The 21,446-nt window shown below is 54.7% G+C and carries 20 protein-coding genes; 10 read left to right on the forward strand and 10 right to left on the reverse strand.

Features of this window, described 5'->3' with window-relative positions; genetic code table 11:
- Together Q8X51_RS27385 and Q8X51_RS27390 are read left to right on the forward strand one after the other, a co-directional pair.
- A partial coding sequence (locus Q8X51_RS27385; RefSeq protein WP_407694986.1) for a hypothetical protein occupies positions 1-622 on the forward strand: 622 nt, incomplete at its 5' end.
- Positions 612-1,169: an AAA family ATPase gene (locus tag Q8X51_RS27390; RefSeq protein ID WP_407693921.1), complete on the forward strand. Its 558-nt coding sequence runs from the start codon at positions 612-614 to the stop codon at positions 1,167-1,169. The genes Q8X51_RS27385 and Q8X51_RS27390, both read left to right, overlap by 11 nt.
- On the opposite strand, the gene Q8X51_RS27395 is transcribed toward Q8X51_RS27390, so the two are convergent.
- The 6 genes from Q8X51_RS27395 to Q8X51_RS27420 form a co-directional block, all read right to left on the reverse strand.
- Positions 1,099-1,479 (reverse strand): helix-turn-helix domain-containing protein, encoded by a 381-nt coding sequence (locus Q8X51_RS27395; protein WP_074847504.1) that lies wholly within the window; start codon positions 1,477-1,479, stop codon positions 1,099-1,101. The two genes, Q8X51_RS27390 and Q8X51_RS27395, sit on opposite strands and share 71 nt — an antisense overlap.
- Positions 1,480-1,573: 94 nt before the next feature.
- Positions 1,574-2,521, reverse strand: a complete 948-nt coding sequence (locus Q8X51_RS27400; RefSeq protein WP_065925246.1) for a hypothetical protein — start codon at positions 2,519-2,521, stop codon at positions 1,574-1,576.
- A gap of 231 nt (positions 2,522-2,752) precedes the next feature.
- Positions 2,753-3,400 carry an HAD-IB family hydrolase gene (locus Q8X51_RS27405; protein WP_407693929.1) on the reverse strand — a complete coding sequence of 216 codons (648 nt, stop codon included), beginning with the start codon at positions 3,398-3,400 and terminating at the stop codon, positions 2,753-2,755.
- Positions 3,401-3,676: 276 nt separating this feature from the next.
- A complete protein-coding gene (locus Q8X51_RS27410; protein ID WP_169898570.1) occupies positions 3,677-4,201 on the reverse strand; it encodes a BRO-N domain-containing protein in 525 nt (174 codons plus the stop codon).
- Between the two features lie 361 nt (positions 4,202-4,562).
- On the reverse strand, positions 4,563-5,009 hold the full coding sequence (locus Q8X51_RS27415; RefSeq protein WP_407693922.1) for a very short patch repair endonuclease: 447 nt from the start codon (positions 5,007-5,009) through the stop codon (positions 4,563-4,565).
- On the reverse strand, positions 5,010-6,197 hold the full coding sequence (locus Q8X51_RS27420; RefSeq protein ID WP_407693923.1) for a restriction endonuclease: 1,188 nt from the start codon (positions 6,195-6,197) through the stop codon (positions 5,010-5,012).
- Between the two features lie 81 nt (positions 6,198-6,278).
- On the opposite strand from Q8X51_RS27420, the gene Q8X51_RS27425 reads away from it, so the two are divergent.
- Positions 6,279-7,262, forward strand: coding sequence for a DNA cytosine methyltransferase (locus tag Q8X51_RS27425; protein WP_407693924.1), 984 nt, complete (start codon positions 6,279-6,281; stop codon positions 7,260-7,262).
- Positions 7,263-7,303: 41 nt separating this feature from the next.
- Here the strand turns inward: Q8X51_RS27425 and Q8X51_RS27430 are convergent, their stop codons facing one another.
- From Q8X51_RS27430 to Q8X51_RS27445, 4 genes are all read right to left on the reverse strand, one after another.
- Complete coding sequence (locus tag Q8X51_RS27430; protein ID WP_407693925.1) at positions 7,304-8,686, reverse strand: hypothetical protein; 1,383 nt, start codon at positions 8,684-8,686, stop codon at positions 7,304-7,306.
- A 3-nt stretch (positions 8,687-8,689) separates the two neighbouring features.
- Positions 8,690-10,825: an ATP-binding protein gene (locus tag Q8X51_RS27435; protein WP_407693926.1), complete on the reverse strand. Its 2,136-nt coding sequence runs from the start codon at positions 10,823-10,825 to the stop codon at positions 8,690-8,692.
- 244 nt (positions 10,826-11,069) lie between these two features.
- A complete protein-coding gene (locus Q8X51_RS27440; RefSeq protein ID WP_024077017.1) occupies positions 11,070-12,320 on the reverse strand; it encodes a ribonucleotide-diphosphate reductase subunit beta in 1,251 nt (416 codons plus the stop codon).
- A 510-nt stretch (positions 12,321-12,830) separates the two neighbouring features.
- Complete coding sequence (locus Q8X51_RS27445) at positions 12,831-13,100, reverse strand: DUF2790 domain-containing protein (RefSeq protein WP_027607759.1); 270 nt, start codon at positions 13,098-13,100, stop codon at positions 12,831-12,833.
- 411 nt (positions 13,101-13,511) lie between these two features.
- Between Q8X51_RS27445 and acs the strand changes: the two genes are divergently transcribed.
- The 7 genes from acs (at position 13,512) to argR (ending at position 21,443) form a co-directional block, all read left to right on the forward strand.
- Positions 13,512-15,467 (forward strand): acetate--CoA ligase, encoded by a 1,956-nt coding sequence (gene acs / locus Q8X51_RS27450; RefSeq protein ID WP_065947833.1) that lies wholly within the window; start codon positions 13,512-13,514, stop codon positions 15,465-15,467.
- Between the two features lie 609 nt (positions 15,468-16,076).
- A complete protein-coding gene (locus Q8X51_RS27455; protein ID WP_065926197.1) occupies positions 16,077-16,862 on the forward strand; it encodes an ABC transporter substrate-binding protein in 786 nt (261 codons plus the stop codon).
- A 91-nt stretch (positions 16,863-16,953) separates the two neighbouring features.
- Entirely contained in the window at positions 16,954-17,643 is a 690-nt protein-coding gene (locus Q8X51_RS27460) for an ABC transporter permease (RefSeq protein ID WP_010208305.1), read from the forward strand.
- Positions 17,640-18,338, forward strand: a complete 699-nt coding sequence (locus tag Q8X51_RS27465; RefSeq protein WP_053140043.1) for an ABC transporter permease — start codon at positions 17,640-17,642, stop codon at positions 18,336-18,338. The genes Q8X51_RS27460 and Q8X51_RS27465 overlap by 4 nt, the downstream gene beginning before the upstream one ends.
- Position 18,339: 1 nt before the next feature.
- Entirely contained in the window at positions 18,340-19,452 is a 1,113-nt protein-coding gene (locus Q8X51_RS27470; RefSeq protein WP_065926196.1) for a succinylglutamate desuccinylase/aspartoacylase family protein, read from the forward strand.
- A 27-nt stretch (positions 19,453-19,479) separates the two neighbouring features.
- Complete coding sequence (locus Q8X51_RS27475; protein ID WP_010208310.1) at positions 19,480-20,244, forward strand: ABC transporter ATP-binding protein; 765 nt, start codon at positions 19,480-19,482, stop codon at positions 20,242-20,244.
- A gap of 218 nt (positions 20,245-20,462) precedes the next feature.
- Entirely contained in the window at positions 20,463-21,443 is a 981-nt protein-coding gene (gene argR, locus Q8X51_RS27480; RefSeq protein ID WP_065947832.1) for a transcriptional regulator ArgR, read from the forward strand.
- Positions 21,444-21,446 lie beyond the last annotated feature (3 nt).

Below are 21,446 nucleotides of genomic sequence, written 5' to 3' on the forward strand. Positions count from 1 at the left end.
CCCCCGCAGTATCGAGTTTGATGTCGATCCCCCCCCTCAAACCCACCCCAAGGGTGGCGTCCTGATCCCCGGGTATAACGTACCGGCAATTCCCATCAGACCCATGCCTGACCCCTCGTTGACGCTGATTGCCCTGAGCGGTATCGACCCAGAGGGCCCAGTGATGGTGGAGGTGCCCCTGGTGCAGAACAATAGCCGCTTTGCCGCCATGCAAGCGTTGGCCGGCAGGCGCGTGGGGTATGCCGACCGATATGGACGTGGCGATGGGCATGAACCGATTCGACACCGTGCGCCCTTCATGCGTGCGCTGGACGTACTGCGCCGGGCCGGGGCGCAACTGATACCCGTGCCGGCGCAACGTATCGACGGCACCCTCACGTTCAAACTGCACACCCATAATGAAATCGATGAAATCGTGAATGAATACCGACTGGATGCCCTGGTGTCGGACAGTCAAAGTGCTGCATTCCATAGTGCGTGCTGGAGTGGTTACCCGAGGTTTGGCGAGGCTCTCGATGGTGGCGCGACGTTGTGGTTCTACGGTGCGCGATGGTCGAAGGAATCGTTGGCCGCGCTGGCGCTGGGTTATCGCAATGCCAGGGAGGGAAGCCATGGCCTATAGAATTCATATCCTCGGTGCTGCGGGGGCGGGCACTACCACCCTGGGTAGGGCCTTGGCGGAGAGTCTGAACGTCGCTTACTTCGACACCGACTATTTCTACTCGCAGCAAACCGACGCCCCCTTCACCATTGCCCGGCCCAAGGATGAACGCATCCGCCTGCTGCAGGAGCAGACTGTCGGCCTGGAAGGCTGGGTGCTGTCCGGTTCACTGTGCGGCTGGGGCGACCCGATGATCGCGCAGTTCACCCACGTGGTGTTCCTGCGCCTCGACCCGCAAGTACGCCTGCACCGTCTGCGCATGAGGGAGGTGCAACGCTACGGTGATGAAATCCTGGAAGGTGGCAGTCGCCACGAGAACAGCGTCGCCTTCCTGGCCTGGGCCGCTCGTTACGACAGCGGCAACCACAGCCTACGCAGCCTGCGTCGGCATGAAACCTGGTTGGCGGCACTGACCTGTCCGGTGATCCGCTTGGACTCTACGCACCATTCGGCTGGGGCGTTGGTGAATCAATTGATGCCGCTGTTGAGCCCATCAGCCGCGAAATAATGTTTTGTGCAGCGGGTTCGGCTGGGGCGGTCTCAAACCGCCGCACACTCATGCCCCACCCCGGCGCAAACCCCGGGAAAAACACCAGCCCTTGCGCCTCCAACCGAAACGCCAATGCCAGGCGGGTTTCATCACCCACATCGCCCTGGCTTTCAAACTGTTGGATGGCATCCACCGTCACACCCGCCTGGCGGGCCAGCTCGTCGCGGCTCCAGCCCAGCATCGCGCGGGCCTGTACGCTGTGTTTGGCGGTGAATTGGTGCAGGACGATCTGCTGTTCTACGAAAGAGCTCATTGCCAGAGAGGACATGGGGTTTCTCCAGGATTCGACGGGGGAGGGCAAACTATACTGTGTTTTTGTACAGTTGTTTTGACCGCTCATCAACTGGATGCTTATCGACCCACTATTCCAACCCCGGCGCCTCACGAATGATCAGGTGATCGAGGTTCTCGATATTCGCGCTGAACACCCCGAAGGTCTGCTCGGGGTTTTTCTTGCTGGGCACTTGTTTCAGCTCCGGTGTCACCCCGTAGAAGAAACAATACAACGCCCGCTCACTGTCCGCCGCCGCCCTGATCTGCTCCAGGAACGCCTTGCGCTTGCGGTAGTTCTCGATGAGCTTTTTGCTCAGGTAGACGTTGACCGAGTAGGGCTTTTTGTCGAGCCACACCTTCTTTTCGAAGTCGATGCGAAAGCTGCTGGTGTAGTCCTTGATCGCTTTGACCTTGCCCCAGTAGATCAGGCCCTTGTTGTCTTGCAGGTATTCGATCTTCTTGAAAAACGCCGCGTAAGTCGCGGTGTGCTCGCCGATTTTCAGCGGCATGCTTTTCAGCTTTTCCTTGTCGTCGATGTTCGACACAAAACACTCCACCGGGTGGGCAAACACGCTGGTTTTTTCCGGGGTGGTGTCGCTGGCGCTGACAGATTCGTCGCTGCGGGGTGAAGGTGTTTTCGCTGAATCTTGTGGGACCAGCCCCTCGGTGCCGACCTCCGCGGTTTTACGCTCGTACGTACGACGTGTCAGCACAAACTCCGATGGGAAATTATCCTCACGCTCATCGTCGTTTTCGCCTGCTGCACCCTTGTGGAGACTGGCATAGCGGCAGCCGTCGATATGCCGGGTGCTCGGCGTGTTTTTGAAGTGCGGGGTGCGTTGGTAGTTGACGTTCCTGGCGTTGAACGTGCTCAGCACATTGCCTGCTTCGAAGGCGGCGCGACAGGCATCGTTGGGGCAGAGGAAACTGTCCTTGTCGGAATCGAAGGTGTTGGTTTCGTCGAAATTCAGGTCTCGTACGTCATAGATCGACAGCTTGTCATCGAGACTCAGGCTGTAGGCCGTGTCGAATTTCATGGGGCTCGGGTCCGTGAGAGGTTTCGCTATTAATAGCGGGAACCCGCGTAAATATCAGCAAGAACCTGCAACCCGCCGTCCGCTGCGAGGGAACAAGTCCAGCTCAACCCCAAGCACCCCATGCTAGTCGCGACACTCAAGCCTAAACCGCTCAACTGTGGGAGCTGTCGAGCCCCAGCGAGGCGGCGATGGGATCGACTCGGTGTTCCCGGTGGATCCCACCCACCCGCATCACCGCTGCAACTTGGCCCGCTTTTTCTTCTTCGCATGAAAATGCCGAAAATGTGCATCCTGCGCCGCCGCCAGCAACTCCCGATCCCCTCGCGTATCGCCCCAGGCCCTGAGCCGATACTCCCCCAGGTCCCCGTACACCGCCTCAAGCCGCAGCACCTTATTCTCACACCGGCAGTTATTCCCGGTGAGCCTGCCGGTCAACACCCCGTCGACCACCTCAAGCTCAGTGCCAATCAACTTGATCCCAAGCCGATCGGCAAACGGCTGCAGCACCAACGCCGGCGACGCCGAACACAGCGTCACCACCGCCCCCGAGCCCAACTCCTGCTCCACCGACAACACCCCCGCCGGGCGCATCAACCGCGCCCAATTGCGCTGGCAATACTCCTCGGCCTTCTGCTGCACCCACGTCTTCTCCACCCCGGTCATAAAGGTGCGGATCAACTGCGCCTTCAACTCATCCCGGCTGATCTGCCGCACCAAAAAGCGCAGCCCAGGCACCGCCAGCTTGACCATCCGGCCATAAAACTCGCCGGTGCCAAAGGCAAACTTGAGGAAGGGCACGAAACTGTCGTGGTGGGTCAGGGTGCCGTCGAAGTCAAAGACGGAGAGTACTTTGGCGTCAACGGGGCCGGCTTCGAGCATGTCTGGGTTCACGAGTGGTCCTTGATCAGGTGGGGCGGGTTCTCATAACGTTGTGACTGGTCCCCACTGCATGGGTTCAGGCTAATAACGGTTATGCAATTCAGATCATCCAGGGGAGGCGCTGTTGTTCTTCTACTGGCAATGATCAGCGGGAGTTTACCCGGTCGGGCATAGGAATGAACGTCGGAAGGTATCCGGCATTGTTACTGCGCGGACCAGGAAGAGCGTGTTGGTTGTCCGTCCGAACACCAGCCCGGACGGAGCCCTCTGCTAGATTCAGCGTGTCGAATGACCCGCAGACTGGAAATATTCAGCTACTTTTTGCAACCAAGTCTTACTCGGCGGAACCCGTCGGCGAGTCCGGTTAAGCAACAGATACGGCATATCCCGCAACCGAATCCAACCTTCGTCCTGCCAATGCAAAAGGCTCAACGACATCTCCGGCCAATCCAGCAAGCTCAGCATTGGGCGGTCCGTGGATCTTGATTGTTGTTTATCACGTAAAGTCGGTACGACTTGATGGGTCAACCATTCACGCAGCAGGCGATGCCCTGGCGCGTAGTGATACACCAGCAATGCATATACACCGGACTCGCTGATCATCAGCATGTTTTCAGGCTGACCGTGATAGCGGATTTCCAGCGTTTGCCGTTGATCCTCATCGAGCTTGCTGACCTTGCGCTCGTCCAAGTAGAGACCAGTCAGGCGCCCAAGGTCGCGGGCACAAAACCAAGGCTGGTTCTCAAGGAGCAGAGCGTGCAGTTGCAGGTTGTGGCGGGTGTAGACGGTAGGTTCATGCATGACACACCTCCGGGCCGGAGCGTGTATGAGAAATGGTGCGGGTGCTGCGAATGTCCTTCGCTGGGGATGCAAAGTATCCAGGCATTTCCGTTACCTCTGGTTGCTTTCTTAGGGCATGCGTTATGGGTGTCGGGAGCTAAGAAACCCACCAGAGACGGGCCGGACATATTCCCCTTTCGGGTCTTGTATTCGCCCACTCCCGACATAACGGGGATTTTTCACAGGCGTAGAGAAACCGCTGGCGAAAAAAAGCCGCATGGCTGTCGGGTGCGGAGGACCGCTCTGGTTGAGGCGTTTCTTAGGCGCCGAGTTGGGAGGGTAGGTGGACGGTTGAAGGTGGTCAAGCTATCAAGATTATTCATCATATTTCAGCGGTGGTGCGCTGACTATCGAGTTCGGGGTCGATCATTTTTTGGATTTCAGTTCGCAAAGCATCTCTGTTTTTTGTCTGGCATTCCCAGATGATCGATACGCGCCAACCTGCTGCTTCAAGTGCTCGCTGAGCCTTCGTATCTCTCTCAACGTTTTTTGCGAGCTTAGGTAACCAAAAATCTAATCTGCTTTTGGGCGTATATGCGTATTTACATCCGGGGTGCCTATGCCAGAAGCAGCCGTGAACGAATAAACATAATCGGTGCTTCGAGAATACCAAGTCTGGCGTTCCCGGTAGGTCCTTTCGGTGTAGACGATAGCGAAGCCCCAGCTCATGGCACGCCGACCGGACAATCATTTCGGGCTTCGTGTTTTTGCCCTTGATTTTGGACATGTTTTTAGACCGCTGCTCCTGGGTGACTACGTCTGCACTCATTTAGGTTCCACTCAATGGAAAACTTGCTTTCAACCAAATCAGTACCGTAGCGCTGTCCTGTAGGCCAGTTTCTCTCAGTAGCTCCACAAGGTCTTTGCCGGCAAGAATCATTACAGGGTGACCGTCCTCCACGATTTCCTTATAGGCTTGATCATGTAGCCATGATGTCGTGACGATTACGCCAAATTGACGGTGCCGAAGGCGAGAGATCAGCCTTGAAACCTCCCTGACACCCACAGAGTTATTCGTACCGTAACACTTGGCTTCAATAGCAAAGTCTACGAGCACTGAGGTCTCAGGTCTCCCGATCCGAAGTCTGCCAATACCATCCCGCCCCCCGTCTCGATATCGCCGTGTCAGGTCCAGCTCGACAGTATCGGGCAAGCACACCCTAACCAAGTGGGCTGCACACTCCTCGAATGCGTAAGGGTCTGACTCGAAGTGTTTATGTAAGATCGCCAACGTCTTGACATCATCTTTCAAGGTTGGGAGCTGGTCTTTCTTTGACCTGATGGGTTGTGAGCGTTTGGCGATCAGAGGGGTGTATTGGCCTGTTTTCACCCATTTAAGCCATCCTGCCGGAGCATTCTCGCTGTCGTTCGCTCGTACGCCTGAAATAATATCCGTAAGCCATGCCCTGGGGATCTCTGGCAGGTCGAGAATGGTGAAGGTGGCTCTGTAATTCTGAAATCGCTGACCTTTGCTCGCGTGCCAGACTGCTACCAAATCATCATTGTGAGTGCTTCCAATTCTGCCGGGCACTGCCAGTCCCCTGAAAATCATGTCGCGATAGATACCAGCCTTGGTGAAAACGAAAATTGGTGGGATATCCGCCCGTAAGCCGGAGTGTTGCCGTTCGAAAATTAGCTCTAAAAGATTGTTGCCATACCGGTTGGTTTCGTCCAATTTACGCCCCGGCTTCTTGTTATCGCCATAATAGGTAAACACACCTGTGGAGAGGTCCAGCTCATCGGGCCAGTCAAGATCCTCCATGCTCGACAGCAGTGCGATGAGACGCGGGTCGTTGCGCTTTCCTCTGATTCGGAAGCCGCCTTGGTTACTGAGGTTAAGAAGCTTCGTCAGAGGGTCGTCACTCGAATTGCCGTTTCGGCTACCTGAGTAGCGCGCATCGATCACCAAATCTGAGCTTGATAGCTCATCAACTGTGTAAACCAGGTTCTCGTTCATGGTGGTGTCCTTGTGCCATTAAGGTTGAATGGTGCCGGGAACCTGGTAACCTGGCTAGAAGATAAAATTAAAGGCTGTGTAATGGATCAGATTCGTACGTTTGACATGTTCTGTGGGGCAGGTGGCAGCAGCTTGGGGGCTCGTGAAGGTGGTGCGAAAATCATGGGCGGAGTCGATTTGTGGGGGCCAGCGGTCGAGTCCTTCAAGCTGAATTTTCCTGAGGCGCATGTTTTTCAAGAAGACCTACGGATTCTGACGCCCGAAGATGTTTTATTGAAAACCGGACCAATAGATTTACTTATCTCGTCCCCTGAGTGCACACATCACACATGCGCGCGTGGAGCCAAACCTCGTTCTGAAGAAAGTAAGGACACCGCCTTTCAAGTAATCAGATACGCAGAGGTAATGAAGCCTAGATGGATTACGCTGGAAAATGTTGTGCATATGAAGCCTTGGGGTAGGTATAAAGAGTTGATGCAGGAGCTTATTCGTTTGAAATATAACGTGCGTGAGCAAGTTATAGACGCTTCGGGCTTCGGTGTGGCTCAGCGTCGACGTAGGCTTTTTATGATTGCTGACTTAGTAGATATGCCAAGTCCGGTGTTGCCATTAAACACAGTTTATAAGAATGTTTGGGATATTTTAGATAAAACTGAAAAGTACAAAATGACTCCGCTACGCCGACCAAATCGGGCGAAAGAAACCCTTGCACGTGCTGATCGTGCGATTGCTGAGCTGGGGGAAAATACATCATTTTTGATTGTATATTATGGTACTGATGGTGGTGGGGGGTGGCAGCGAATGGATTCCCCTTTGAGAACTATTACAACAGTTGATCGATTTGCCTATGTCAGACCCAGCCCTCAAGGGCATCTGATGCGTATGCTTCAACCTGACGAGCTGCGGAAAGCTATGGGGTTTCCAGAAAAATACAATTTTCCGAATGTGACTAGGCGTGAAAAGGTAAAGTTAATGGGGAACGCAGTTTGTTCCCCTGTTATGGAAGCTATTATTGCATCTTTACTAGAGTCGGAAAAGCTAAGAAAAAATAGTGATGCTGCATGAGTTTAACTGCACCGTCAATAAATGACGGTGCAGTTCGGTAGCTAAGAGAATCGCATTACACCCGGTCTGCGAGTGTAAGTAGTGTATTGGTGGGAGAGTTCGTCTATCATTGTCCTTCTAAGACGCAATATTGGAGTCAGGGGCATAGTTTTTAAAGCTGTCGAGGGTACTGCCAAAAATCTTCTGCAGGAAACTATAATAACCTTCTCAACCCCTTGGTGTTCAACAGTGCCAATTGAGTGCAGCGCATCGCGAGCAAGCTTACCATCTAGCTCGCAAAACCTTTTGTCTTCAGATGGCAGTATTACACCAAGTAAATATCTCTGAGTTACTACTTTTCCTTGCACATCATCGCATTCTGGAGAAAGTGAGATCAAACACGGCGATAATCTCTTAGGAAGGTCGGGGGTGCTTCGGGCTTCTTGGTATAAGACGCGCTCTCCGCCTTGAACTATGAACTCATCCAGCATTAAAGTTCGCCATTTTGATGCAAAGCACTGAGAAAAGAACTTGTCGAAGTCATCTTCGTTAATGGTGGATATCGTTCCGCGAAGATTGTGATGTGCATTTGGAACTGTTATTTCTTCTACGAGATAATAGGAGTGCAGTTTTGCGGCGCTTACTCCAGGGGGAAGAGTTAGCTTTGCTTTTGATAATTTTTCTTTGATGTGGTCAAAAGCGTTGCTTGCATCATTGGGTAGTGAGTATCTAAATTGATCTTCTAAAATTGGTAGTAATGCGTTGTCAATAGCTCGTAAAGGATCTAGCTTTGCATTTTCTCTACCGACAGCTTCTTGTGCCAGATATGCTATCAAGTCGAGCCATGCATCTGCTGGAGCATCTGCACGAAGGCTTTCTGAGATTTTGAATAAACTGTTACTCACTGCATTGGCTGCAAGGAATGCCCTCTCTTCCCATTCCATTACGGCTTTAAGAGTGGGGCATTTTGCGATTTCAGTTAATATAAGATTTCTGAAATGGTTTGGCTCTTGCTCTTCAACTTCCTGCGCATCGTCATCAATGTCTGTCAGAACTGCGTTTTTGTTTATAAAACCAAAGAATACTGGAACCTGTATTCCTAGATCATCGGCGCGGTCTTTGAGTGTTTGGACAATTTCGGCTTCATCGTCCGCGAATTTTGACCAAAATATTAGACCGTAAGGCCCCTGAATAGCGATTTTTCGTAAAAACGGACCTAAAATTCCGATGTTGTCAATTCCACTAATTCCGCTAGTGGGAGTTAAATGAATGTCAGAAAAAATTAATCGTAGGCCGTTGCAAGGCTCAAGGACTTCAGGCGTAATAGCACCATCTTCTACGTGATATGAAATAGCTCCAAAGCCCGCTCTTCCTAGTGCACGCACGATAATATCTAAGTGTTTTCTTTGATCATCAAGAACTACAACCCTTGCGAACGCTCTCATTTTTTAATCCTTAAATTGGAGAACAACTGCAGATCCATCATAGTTTTTAGAGAAGCCAAGGTCTTCTCGAAGCTCTTCGGCGGGGCAGATTATGAGCTTGCCCTGTATTGATTCCATCACTAGTCGAGCGTAATAGAGTCCTAATCCCATTCCTCCTGTTTTTGTTGTTGCGAAGGGCTTGCCAATCGCCTCCTCTGGAAGTTGAAAGCCAGGGCCGTTGTCAATAACGGCGATGATGCCTTCTTTCAGTTCTGGATCCCAAGTTGAAATAATAAGAATTGCAGCGTCTAATTCGCTGTTATCTCTTTCTTTACGATACCTCGACCAATAAATTGCATTGTCGATTATATTGCTAAGAGCTCCTATTATTAGATTTATCGGACCTTTTACATTGAAATTGATTGCTTCGTCGCTATCGGATGTACGATTTGAAAGAACTATTTCATGGCGAGGGAAGCGATGTTCATGCATTGCAAGAACTCGTTTTGTAAGTTCCTCCGCGGGGAGTGTTTTTGTTTTCTCTTTTTTTAATAATGGCTTGAATGTGGCGAGTAAGCTTCTCAAGTGGGTAACGGTTTTCTGAATTGCTTCAGGGTTTACGTTTGTTTCCAATTGATGAACTATTCTATCGACTCCGTGCACCATCTCGTGAAATGCTAGGTTAATATTCATTGCCGCAACACCGGATGCGGTCATTACTTCTCTATATCTATCCAACTCATTTTTGATAGAGATCAATGCAGGCCCAATTTCTGCCTGTAGTTTATGCTTAGATGCCGTTTTCTTGATTTTATCAATCGCTTGATCAAACGGGGGGATAATACCCTCGCCTTTAATTGCTACGTCAATTGCGGTTCGGTCCGCCGAGTGGCGACTTTCGAATCGTTCAAATATACTTAATGTTATTCTTCTAAGGGTTTTGTAGCTTTCGTTTTCGTCAAATCCCTCTCGGTTTGTTTTTTCTTGTAGAAGGGAACTTTGCTCTAGAGAGAGGTTTATATATGAGACGATGCTGTTGGTACCAAACTTTCCTCCTGGCGTATTGATGCGGCGAGTGTTCAGTCGGAGCCAATCATCCCCGGGTTCGCCATAGTTAAAAACACGAATTTGATCACGATATACTCTTACACCAGACTGAGCCATGAGCCAATTCTTTAATTGTTGGGAATTGCCCATTAGTTTAAGTACTTCTGATGTTTGCAAGAAGGCGTAGATGCGACCAGTTATTGGGCCTATGCCGTGAAGTTCTTCTGGGGTTAAAAAAATATTTTTGTTCCGTTTTTCGGAAGACTTGCTTGCTAGGTCATCTTTGTCTTCAGGGATTAACGGTAGCTTTTCTGTAAAACGTTTGAAATCAGGCTTTAGACTTTTAAAACGAGGGGGATTGAATACGTAGGCGTATCGTAGTGTACCTTTTTGATCTATTCTAAATACAAATTTCCAAAGTGCATTGCCGAGCATGTCACCCACGTCAGGCAGGTCTGATATGTCATCCTCTCGACCGGGAATATTCAGTTCGACATTGAAGGAGTCGTTGGTGCTAAATGGATTTGAAAGCGATTTGACTAGGCGATATAAGTCACGAATATCTCTTCGTGTCCAATCAGAATTATGTAATTCTGTTATTTCTATGTAGGTTCCGTGTGACGAGGTAAAAAATTTAGGTGTTTCATTTTTTATAATCTTCACCTGCATTTTGTTGTCTAGATACTTTGAGCTGTTTATGAGGGAGTCCCAATCTATTGAGAACTCATATTCATCCCCATTTTTTTGTTTTGTTACTAGTTTTAGTATTTTTCCTAATTTTTGAACTGCCAGTCGACCGACACCCTTTTCGCCTAACGGTTTTCGGTTGAATTCAATAGATCTCTTCTTTCCTTCTTTTGATCTTTTTGAATCTGTTCCTATTTCAAGCCAAGCATTTATTAATGTCTCAAGTGACATTCCTGTGCCATTGTCCAGTACCGTAATAGAGGGTACTGGTTTAAGGAGGTCCAAGGTAACTGAAACTTTACTTGAGTCAGCATCATATGAGTTTTTTACTAGTTCAAAAACCGCAAGGCGATCATGCCCGATTAGTTGGTCTCCTAGTAATCTAAGGATGTGGCTCTGTACTTTTAGTTGGTGACTAGATTCCATTATGTGACCTGGCATTCAGTACGATGGTTATAGGAGGGGGTGTTTTAAGTTTTTTTGTTGACGTCTTTCCGCTTGGTAGGAAATCAAATGTAAACATACTGATTCGTTCGGCGGTTGTCTACCAAACTGACGGATGTGCTTATTCGCGGGTCCTCAGGCTTAGTAATTCTTTGTTTTTTAAGTTGTTTGTAGAACTCAACGCAAAAAAAAGGCCGCTATGTAAGCAGCCTTTTCAACTGAGGATTTAGTCCCAGCTCAACGCCCCACCCGTCTGATACTCAATAACCCGAGTCTCAAAGAAATTCTTCTCTTTCTTCAAGTCCATGATCTCGCTCATCCAAGGGAACGGGTTAGTCGTCCCCGGATACTCTTCCTTCAACCCAATTTGCGACAGGCGACGGTTAGCGATGAACTTCAAATAGTCTTCCATCATCGCGGCGTTCATACCGAGCACCCCGCGCGGCATGGTATCCCGCGCATATTCAATCTCCAGCTGCGTCCCCTGCAGGATCATCTGGGTCGCTTCTTCCTTCATCTCGGCATCCCACAGGTGTGGGTTTTCGATCTTGATCTGGTTGATCACGTCGATACCGAAGTTCAGGTGCATCGACTCATCGCGCAGGATGTACTGGAACTGCTCGGCCACGCCGGTCATTTTGTTGCGGCGGCCCATGGACAAAATCTGGGTGAAGCCGCAGTAGAAGAAGATGCCTTCCAGCACGCAGTAGTAGGCGACCAGGTTGCGCAGCAGTTCCTTGTCGGTGTCGACGGTGCCGGTTTCGAACTTCGGATCGGAGATCGAGCGGGTGTATTTCAGGCCCCAGGCTGCCTTCTTAGCCACCGATGGAATCTCGTGGTACATGTTGAAGATCTCGCCTTCATCCATGGCCAACGATTCGATGCAGTACTGGTAGGCGTGGGTGTGGATCGCTTCTTCGAAGGCCTGGCGCAGGATGTACTGGCGGCACTCCGGGTTGGTGATCAGGCGGTAGACGGCCAGGACCAGGTTATTGGCGACCAGGGAGTCGGCGGTGGAGAAGAAGCCGAGGTTGCGCATGACGATGCGGCGTTCGTCGTCGGTCAGGCCTTCGGGGTTTTTCCACAGGGCGATGTCGGCGGTCATGTTGACCTCTTGCGGCATCCAGTGGTTGGCGCAGCCGTCGAGGTACTTCTGCCAGGCCCAGTCGTACTTGAAAGGCACGAGTTGGTTGAGGTCGGCGCGGCAGTTGATCATGCGCTTTTCGTCAACGGCGACGCGGGCGGAGGCGCCTTCGAGTTCGGCGAGGCCTTCGGCGACGTCGAGTTTGTCCAAGGCGGCCTTGGCGCGCACGATGGCGGCGGAGTCACTGGCGGTGACGGCGCGTGCTTCGATGGCGGCAGCGGCACCGGCACCGTCGAGGCGGTCCATGTTGGCTTCGGTGGCGTGGCCGGCGTTGGCGCCTTTGGTGGCTACTTCACCGTCTTCTTCTTTGTCGAATTCGTCCCAGCTCAGCATGACGTGTCGTCTCCTGCGTGAGGGCTCAAAGGTGCCCGTGTGAAACCGGATGGTTGGGTGTTCACACGGCCCTCGGGCCGCGGTGGATCTTAAGGAATCGTTTGTTGCAACAGCTCGCGCAGGCAAATAAACGGAATTGGGTAACGGGTACTGCATGAGGCTTGAGGGGCGGAGCGGTGGATGCATACTCCAGCGCAGGCTCAAGATCTGGCTCTTCGTCCCTGTGTAAAGGGATATTGCAGGCCCGATTTACCCGCGCATTATAGGGAAAAATTCGGCTTTGTGTTGCGGCGGATGGTCTCGGATCAGAGACAAAAAGGCGGCTATTTGAGCCAGAGTGAGGGTTTGCGGGGGGTTGATGGGGTAGGAAATTTTTGACGGGCGGTGGGCTATTTATTGTGGGGAAGAGGGGAGGGCTTTTTGAGGGCGGGAAGGGAGGACCGGTTCTTTGCCGCAAGAACGATTTCTTGCGGCGAATAAGATCCGGGTCTGTTCCAACTAACGAAGTTGTTATCCGTTAGAGCAACCATTACCCATGACATGGTAATTAAGGATATGGCGCTGACCCTGGGAGTCTTCATATTCCATCTTTACCGGCACAACTTCGCAGACTTCCGGGATTGTGCTCATGGACAATACTTTGGCCACGTCCAGCTTGGTGCTATAGGTGTAGTCCTCGACAATCGGGGCGTTCTGGCCGGCCAGCTCGGTCGGGGCCTCGTCGGCCAGGGCGGCGGTGGCGCACAAGCTGCTGAGGGCCATAACTACGAGAGCTTTCATTTCTTTACTTACCTTCTTCAGGGCGAAAGGGGTCACGGGGCCCTTGTGAGGCCACGTGTGTAACTTAGGATTGGTTAGTTCGGATTAACGTGCCTTCGTGGGGGCTGTTACGTTGTTAATCACTGTTGTATTAATCACAATGCCTTGGTTGGCGGAAGTGATTCTAGGCCTGCGGGTTATATTCATATACCCGTGCTTTTGATAAAGACTATTGGCGGTTTTTGTAACAATCCCGTGATAAAGGTTTTTTCACCCACCCGCAAAGCCCCGCAGGCTGCGGGCCAGAGCGGTAAACGGGGATAGCAGGGCATTTTGTAGGGTCTTGTTACTACCATCGTCGAATGGTTCTATAGGCCCACCCCGGATACAACTGGGTCATACAACAACAACTATGTCACCGAGGTAAGAAAGATGAGTGCGGCTTCCCTGTACCCCGTTCGCCCCGAAGTAGCAGCCAACACGCTGACCGACGAGGCAACCTACAAGGCCATGTACCAGCAGTCGGTGGTCAACCCCGACGGTTTCTGGCGCGAGCAAGCCAAGCGCCTTGACTGGGTCAAGCCTTTCACCGCGGTGAAGCAGACCTCTTTCGACGATCACCATGTCGACATCAAGTGGTTCGCCGATGGCACCCTGAACGTTTCCTACAACTGCCTGGACCGTCACCTCGCCGAGCGCGGCGACCAGGCGGCGATCATCTGGGAGGGCGATGACCCGGCCGAGAGCCGTACCATCACCTACCGCGAGCTGCACGAAGAAGTCTGCAAGTTCGCCAACGCCCTGCGTGGCCAGGATGTACACCGCGGCGACGTGGTAACCATCTATATGCCGATGATTCCCGAAGCCGTGGTCGCCATGCTGGCGTGTACCCGCATCGGTGCGATCCATTCCGTGGTGTTTGGTGGTTTCTCGCCGGAGGCCCTGGCCGGTCGCATCATCGACTGTAAGTCGAAGGTGGTGATCACGGCCGATGAAGGCATTCGCGCCGGTAAGAAGATTCCGCTGAAGGCCAACGTCGACGACGCGCTGACCAACCCGGAAACCAGCAGCATCCAGAAGGTCATCGTGTGCAAGCGCACCAATGGTTCGATCAAGTGGAACCAGCATCGCGACATCTGGTACGAAGACCTGATGAAAGTGGCGGGCACCGTGTGTGCGCCCAAAGAGATGGGCGCCGAAGAAGCGCTATTCATCCTCTACACCTCAGGTTCCACCGGCAAGCCGAAAGGCGTGCAGCACACCACCGGCGGCTACCTGTTGTACGCGGCCCTGACCCACGAGCGCGTATTCGACTACCGCCCGGGCGAAATCTACTGGTGCACCGCCGACGTCGGCTGGGTCACCGGCCACACGTATATTGTCTACGGCCCGCTGGCCAATGGCGCGACCACCTTGCTGTTCGAAGGTGTGCCGAACTACCCGGACATTACCCGGGTGGGCAAGATCGTCGACAAGCACAAGGTCAATATCCTCTACACCGCCCCGACCGCGATCCGCGCGATGATGGCGTCCGGCACCGCTGCCTGCGAAGGCGTCGATGGCAGCAGCCTGCGCCTGTTGGGCTCGGTGGGTGAGCCGATCAACCCGGAAGCGTGGGACTGGTACTACAAGAATGTCGGCCAATCCCGTTGCCCGATCGTCGACACCTGGTGGCAGACCGAAACCGGCGCCACCCTGATGAGCCCGCTGCCGGGTGCCCATGCACTCAAGCCGGGTTCTGCCGCACGGCCGTTCTTCGGCGTGGTGCCGGCGCTGGTGGACAACCTGGGCAACATCATCGAAGGCGCCGCCGAAGGCAACCTGGTGATTCTCGACTCGTGGCCAGGCCAGGCCCGTACCCTGTACGGCGACCATGACCGTTTTGTCGACACGTACTTCAAGACCTTCCGTGGCATGTACTTCACCGGTGACGGCGCCCGTCGCGATGAAGATGGCTACTGGTGGATCACCGGCCGTGTGGATGACGTGTTGAACGTATCCGGCCACCGCATGGGCACCGCCGAGATCGAAAGCGCCATGGTTGCCCACCCTAAAGTCGCCGAAGCGGCGGTGGTGGGTGTGCCGCACGACATCAAGGGCCAGGGCATCTATGTGTACGTGACCCTGAAGAATGGCGAAGAACCCAGCGAAGCCCTGCGCCTGGAGCTGAAGAACTGGGTGCGCAAGGAAATCGGGCCGATTGCCTCGCCGGACGTCATCCAGTGGGCACCGGGCTTGCCGAAGACGCGCTCGGGGAAAATCATGCGGCGTATCCTGCGCAAGATTGCCACGGCCGAGTACGACGGGCTGGGCGATATTTCCACCCTGGCGGACCCAGGTGTAGTGGCGCATTTGATTGAGACACACAAGACCATGAATGTCGCGTAAGGCGGGGTAGGTGGGAAAGAGCCCCATTCGGTGTATGCCGAGTGGGGCTTTTTTATGATTTCTCAAAATCACCGCCTTTCCTACATTTGGATTGCAATCCAAGGTGGGTAGGGGGGAGGGTCTGACAGGCCCGCATGATCATCAGGCAAATAAATATCGGTTTTTCGCGTAGGAGGTTTCTGAATGTTACCGAGTGGCACAAATGTGTAACCCATCGCCCAAACCTGAGGCAAAGGGCTACGCTTATGCCCCGAAAAACCGCGCCTTAGACACCCCGAGCCATAAGATTAAACGCCACACTTGCCGTGCTAGAAGGGTTTGCGAATAATAGGCCCGCAATTTGCAGCATCAACAGGTTTAATATCTTTTGTCTCTGCATAAAATTCAGAGGCTGTCAATGTGCTGGAACCGCTTTCTCAGTGCTTCTGTAAATTGTTGTCGCATTGAGGAAATATCGGCTTCCGGCCTGTCGTTAGAATGCCGATCACTCGCTCGTCGTCTCCACTGTTGAACTGGTGTAGGACGCAGCACCGCTATTCGGTTTCACTCAGTCGCATCGTGGGCCATGGCTCATACTGCTGTTTTGCCCTATACCGATGGAGTCCCAAGATGAAGAAACTCGTGCTGTTGGGCGCCCTGGCGCTGTCCGTGCTGTCCATGCAGGCTTTCGCTGAAGGCAAGCCCCTGAAAATTGGTATCGAAGCGGCCTACCCTCCGTTTGCCTCCAAGGCACCGGATGGCAGCATCGTCGGTTTTGACTACGACATCGGCAACGCCCTGTGCGAAGAGATGAAGGTCAAGTGCACCTGGGTCGAGCAAGAGTTCGACGGCCTGATCCCTGCGCTCAAAGTGCGCAAGATCGACGCGATCCTGTCGTCCATGTCCATCACGGAAGACCGCAAGAAGTCCGTGGACTTCACCAACCGTTACTACCTCAGCCCAGCGCAACTGGTGATGAAGGAAGGCACCACCGTCAGCGACAGCCTGGATGAATTGAAGGGCAAGAAGATCGGTGTGCAGCGCGGTTCGATCCACGATCGTTTCGCCAAGGAAGTCTTGGCTCCTAAAGGCGCCACTGTTGTGCCTTACAGCTCGCAGAACGAAATCTACCTGGACGTGGAAGCCGGTCGCCTCGACGGCACCGTGGCCGACGCCACCCTGCTGCAAGACGGCTTCCTGAAGACGCCAGCCGGTAAAGGCTACGCGTTCGTGGGCCCACAGTTCACCGACGCCAAGTACTTCGGTGACGGCATCGGCATCGCCGTACGCAAAGGCGACAAGGAAAACCTCGACCGCATCAACGCAGCCATTGCCGCGATCCGTGCCAACGGCGAATACAAGAAAATCCAGGACAAGTACTTCGACTTCGATATTTACGGCGCTGACGCCAAGTAAATCGTCGCAGCGATCTGTCCGAAATGGCGCAAGCAACAGAATTCCTGCGGTTTGCGCCATTTTTTCATCCCCCTTTTCGAGGACCTGAATCATGTTGAAAGGCTACGGGGCCGTCATCCTCGATGGCGCATGGTTGACGCTTCAGCTCGCCTTGTCGTCCATGGCCTTGGCCATTGTTCTGGGTCTGATCGGGGTCGCGTTACGCCTGTCGCCGGTGCGCTGGTTGGCCTGGCTGGGTGACTTGTACTCCACGGTGATCCGCGGGATCCCCGACCTGGTGCTGATCCTGCTGATTTTCTACGGTGGTCAGGACCTGCTTAACCGCGTCGCGCCGATGCTCGGCTATGACGACTATATCGACTTGAACCCCTTGGCCGCCGGTATCGGCACCCTGGGTTTCATCTTTGGCGCCTACCTCTCGGAAACCTTCCGTGGCGCCTTCATGGCCATCCCCAAGGGCCAGGCTGAAGCCGGCCTGGCGTATGGCATGAGCAGCTTCCAGGTGTTTTTCCGGGTGATGGTGCCGCAGATGATCCGGCTGGCGATCCCCGGGTTTACCAACAACTGGCTGGTACTCACCAAGGCCACCGCGCTGATCTCGGTGGTGGGCCTGCAAGACATGATGTTCAAGGCCAAGCAGGCGGCTGATGCCACCCGCGAGCCTTTTACCTTCTTCCTCGCAGTGGCGGCGATGTACCTGGTGATCACCAGCGTGTCGTTGCTGGCCCTGCGTCATCTTGAGAAGCGCTACTCGGTAGGCGTAAGGGCGGCTGATCTATGATCTTCGACTACAACGTCATCTGGGAGGCCATGCCGCTGTACCTTGGCGGCCTGCTGACCACCCTGAAACTGCTCGCCATCTCGCTGTTCTTCGGCCTGCTCGCCGCCTTGCCCCTGGGCTTGATGCGTGTGTCCAAGCAACCGGTCGTCAACGGCGTTGCCTGGCTCTACACCTACGTGATCCGCGGCACGCCGATGCTGGTGCAGCTGTTCCTGATCTACTACGGCCTGGCGCAGTTCGAAGCGGTGCGCGAGAGCTTCCTGTGGCCACTGCTGTCCAGTGCGACCTTCTGCGCGTGCCTGGCCTTTGCGATCAACACCAGCGCCTACACCGCCGAGATCATTGCCGGTAGCCTCAAGGCCACCCCCAATGGCGAGATCGAAGCGGCCAAGGCCATGGGCATGTCGCGCTACAAGCTGTACCGCCGCATCCTGCTGCCGTCGGCCCTGCGCCGCGCGCTACCGCAGTACAGCAACGAAGTGATCATGATGCTGCAGACCACCAGTCTCGCGTCCATCGTCACCCTGATCGACATCACCGGTGCCGCGCGCACGGTCAACGCGCAGTTTTACCTGCCGTTCGAAGCCTACATCACCGCCGGCGTGTTCTACCTGTGCCTGACCTTTATCCTGGTGCGCCTGTTCAAGTTGGCCGAGCGCCGCTGGCTGAGCTACCTGGCTCCACGGAAGCACTGATATGGAACGTATCGATCACCTGTTGCCCTGGGGCCACCTGGGCTGCGAGCGCCAACTGAGCGTGTTCCGTTTCGGCAGTGGCGAGCGCAAGGCCTATATCCAGGCCAGCCTGCACGCCGATGAATTGCCCGGCATGCGCGCCGCGTGGGAGCTGAAAAAACGCCTCGCCGAACTTGAAGCGCAAGGTGCCCTCAACGGCGTGATCGAGCTGGTGCCGGTGGCCAACCCGATGGGCCTGGGCCAGTTGCTGCAAGGCAGCCACCAGGGCCGTTTCGAAGTGGGCAGCGGCAAGAATTTCAACCGCGATTTCGTTGAGTTGAGCGAGCCGGTGGCCGAGTTGCTCACAGGCAAGCTGGGGGATGATGCTCACGCCAACGTGCGCATGATTCGCCAAGCGATGGCCGATGCGCTCAACGCATTGCCCGAGCCGAGCAGCCAATTGCAAGGCATGCAACGCATCCTGCTGAGCCATGCGTGCAGCGCCGATATCGTCCTCGACCTGCACTGCGACGCCGAAGCTGCACTGCACATGTACGCGCTGCCCCAGCACTGGCCGCAGTGGCGTTCGCTGTCGGCGCACTTGAATGTGAAAGTCGGTCTGCTCGCGGAAGATTCCGGCGGCAGCTCGTTTGATGAGGCCTGCTCGTTGCCGTGGCTGCGTCTGTCCCGCGCCTTCCCTGACGCGCAGATCCCGCTGGCCTGCCTGGCGACTACCTTGGAGTTGGGCGGTCAAGCGGACACCGGTCGTGACGAAGCGATCTTCCACGCCGAAGGCATCCTCGCGTTTCTCGCCGAGCAAGGCCTGATCAAGGGCGAATGGCCGGCGCCGCAACACGAACCGTGTGAAGGCGTGCCCTTCGAAGGCACCGAATTGCTGTTCGCGCCCCACGCCGGGGTGATCAGTTACCTGCGTAAAGCCGGCGACTGGATCGAGAAGGGCGAGCCGATTTTTGAAGTGATTGACCCCCTGGAAGACCGCGTGAGCATTATCTGCGCAGGCACCTCGGGGGTGTTGTTTGCCGTTGAACGGCTACGTTATGCCCAAGCGGGTTTCTGGCTGGCCAAGGTGGCGGGGCGCGAAGCGCTGCGTCACGGGCGCTTGCTCAACGACTGACCACCTGTTTTTGTGAGAACCGACCGCATGTACAAACTTGAAGTCCAAGACCTGCATAAACGCTATGGCAGTCATGAAGTGCTCAAAGGCGTGTCCCTGGCCGCCGCGGCCGGTGATGTGATCAGCATCATCGGTTCCAGTGGTTCGGGCAAAAGTACCTTTTTGCGCTGCATCAACCTGCTGGAGCAACCCCACGCCGGCAAGATCCTGCTCAATAACGAAGAGCTGAAACTGGTGGCCAACAAGGACGGCGCCATGAAGGCCGCCGACCCTAAGCAACTGCAACGCATGCGCTCGCGCCTGTCGATGGTGTTCCAGCATTTCAACCTGTGGTCGCACATGACCGCGATTGAAAACGTGATGGAAGCCCCGGTGCATGTGCTGGGCGTGTCGAAGAAAGAGGCCCGTGAAAAGGCCGAGCACTATTTGGCCAAGGTCGGCGTGGGCCATCGCAAGGATGCGTTCCCCGGCCACATGTCCGGGGGCGAGCAGCAGCGCGTGGCGATCGCCCGTGCCCTGGCGATGGAGCCTGAGGTGATGCTGTTCGACGAACCCACCTCGGCCCTCGACCCCGAGCTGGTGGGCGAAGTGCTCAAGGTCATGCAGGACCTGGCCCAGGAAGGCCGCACCATGGTGGTGGTGACCCACGAAATGGGCTTTGCCCGTGAAGTGTCGAACCAGCTGGTGTTCTTGCATAAAGGCATCGTCGAAGAGCGTGGCAACCCGCGGGAAGTGCTGGTCAACCCGCAGTCCGAGCGGTTGCAGCAGTTCCTGTCCGGCAGCTTGAAATAATCAAGGCCGCTGCTTTCCCCCTGTAGGAGCGAGCTTGCTCGCGAAGATCGTCAACGATAACGCGGGAAGCCTGATGCCCCGTGGTGTTCTCAGGTTTTTCGCGAGCAAGCTCGCTCCTACAGGAAAGCAGGTCTTTATCGTTTTTGAGCTTTGTGTTGGTTTACGGGCTAGCATTGGCCTCTGTCTTCATTACTGTTACTCGCTTCGGATAGCACTCCATGACCGCCCATAAAATTGGTTTCCTGATTTGGCCCAGCACAAAAGCACTCACGCTTGCGCTGGCTGAGGAGGCCTTGCGCGTTGCTCAGCGGGTGCATCCGGATGTGGTCTACGAGTTGTCGTTTCTGCTCGCAGAACCGGCGACCGAAGGGGCCTGGCAATTGCCGGGTGAGCCGTGGGCCGGCAAGCTGGAAGGTTTCCAGAAGCTGTTCCTGTTGGCTGACGAACCGCCCACGGCTATTGCCTCCCAGCTCAGCACTGCGCTCAAGCAGTTGGTGCGTGCTGGTTGTGTGATCGGCGGCTTGTCAGCGGGTGTGTACCCGCTGGCTCAGTTGGGTCTGCTGGATGGCTACCGCGCCGCTGTGCACTGGCGCTGGCAGGACGATTTTGCCGAGCGCTTCCCTAAGGTCATTGCCACCAGCCACCTGTTCGACTGGGACCGTGACCGTTTGAGCGCCTGCGGTGGCATGTCGGTACTCGACCTGTTGCTGGCGGTGCTGGCCCGCGACCACGGCGCCGAGCTGGCGGGCGCGGTGTCGGAAGAACTGGTGGTGGAGCGCATCCGCGAAGGCGGCGAGCGCCAGCGCATTCCCTTGCAAAATCGCCTGGGCTCCAGCCATCCGAAGCTGACCCAGGCGGTGTTGCTGATGGAAGCCAACATCGAAGAACCGCTTACCACCGACGAGATCGCCCAGCACGTGTGCGTGTCGCGACGACAACTGGAACGGATCTTCAAGCAATACCTCAATCGCGTTCCCAGCCAGTACTACCTGGAACTGCGCCTGAACAAGGCGCGCCAGATGTTGATGCAAACCAGCAAATCGATCATCCAGATCGGCCTGTCCTGCGGCTTCTCGTCGGGGCCGCATTTCTCCAGCGCCTACCGCAACTTCTTTGGCGCCACCCCACGTGAAGATCGCAACCAGCGGCGCAGCAGCAGCCCGTTCGAGTTGTCGTCAGTGCCGTCCGAGCGCGGCTGAGCA

It is taken from the genome of Pseudomonas sp. Yb2C2 (assembly GCF_052112325.1).
GTDB lineage: Bacteria > Pseudomonadota > Gammaproteobacteria > Pseudomonadales > Pseudomonadaceae > Aquipseudomonas > Aquipseudomonas marginalis.

Bases quoted from the DNA above. Each gene is read 5' to 3' on its own strand.
- acs (WP_065947833.1), top strand. From the start codon at position 13,512: ATGAGTGCGGCTTCCCTGTACCCCGTTCGCCCCGAAGTAGCAGCCAAC.
- Q8X51_RS27465 (WP_053140043.1), top strand. From the start codon at position 17,640: ATGATCTTCGACTACAACGTCATCTGGGAGGCCATGCCGCTGTACCTT.
- Q8X51_RS27440 (WP_024077017.1), bottom strand. From the start codon at position 12,320: ATGCTGAGCTGGGACGAATTCGACAAAGAAGAAGACGGTGAAGTAGCC.
- Q8X51_RS27410 (WP_169898570.1), bottom strand. From the start codon at position 4,201: ATGCATGAACCTACCGTCTACACCCGCCACAACCTGCAACTGCACGCT.
- Q8X51_RS27420 (WP_407693923.1), bottom strand. From the start codon at position 6,197: ATGAACGAGAACCTGGTTTACACAGTTGATGAGCTATCAAGCTCAGAT.
- Q8X51_RS27430 (WP_407693925.1), bottom strand. From the start codon at position 8,686: ATGAGAGCGTTCGCAAGGGTTGTAGTTCTTGATGATCAAAGAAAACAC.
- Q8X51_RS27425 (WP_407693924.1), top strand. From the start codon at position 6,279: ATGGATCAGATTCGTACGTTTGACATGTTCTGTGGGGCAGGTGGCAGC.
- Q8X51_RS27400 (WP_065925246.1), bottom strand. From the start codon at position 2,521: ATGAAATTCGACACGGCCTACAGCCTGAGTCTCGATGACAAGCTGTCG.
- Q8X51_RS27475 (WP_010208310.1), top strand. From the start codon at position 19,480: ATGTACAAACTTGAAGTCCAAGACCTGCATAAACGCTATGGCAGTCAT.
- Q8X51_RS27460 (WP_010208305.1), top strand. From the start codon at position 16,954: ATGTTGAAAGGCTACGGGGCCGTCATCCTCGATGGCGCATGGTTGACG.
- Q8X51_RS27470 (WP_065926196.1), top strand. From the start codon at position 18,340: ATGGAACGTATCGATCACCTGTTGCCCTGGGGCCACCTGGGCTGCGAG.
- Q8X51_RS27455 (WP_065926197.1), top strand. From the start codon at position 16,077: ATGAAGAAACTCGTGCTGTTGGGCGCCCTGGCGCTGTCCGTGCTGTCC.
- Q8X51_RS27390 (WP_407693921.1), top strand. From the start codon at position 612: ATGGCCTATAGAATTCATATCCTCGGTGCTGCGGGGGCGGGCACTACC.
- argR (WP_065947832.1), top strand. From the start codon at position 20,463: ATGACCGCCCATAAAATTGGTTTCCTGATTTGGCCCAGCACAAAAGCA.
- Q8X51_RS27435 (WP_407693926.1), bottom strand. From the start codon at position 10,825: ATGGAATCTAGTCACCAACTAAAAGTACAGAGCCACATCCTTAGATTA.
- Q8X51_RS27405 (WP_407693929.1), bottom strand. From the start codon at position 3,400: ATGCTCGAAGCCGGCCCCGTTGACGCCAAAGTACTCTCCGTCTTTGAC.
- Q8X51_RS27395 (WP_074847504.1), bottom strand. From the start codon at position 1,479: ATGTCCTCTCTGGCAATGAGCTCTTTCGTAGAACAGCAGATCGTCCTG.
- Q8X51_RS27445 (WP_027607759.1), bottom strand. From the start codon at position 13,100: ATGAAAGCTCTCGTAGTTATGGCCCTCAGCAGCTTGTGCGCCACCGCC.
- Q8X51_RS27415 (WP_407693922.1), bottom strand. From the start codon at position 5,009: ATGAGTGCAGACGTAGTCACCCAGGAGCAGCGGTCTAAAAACATGTCC.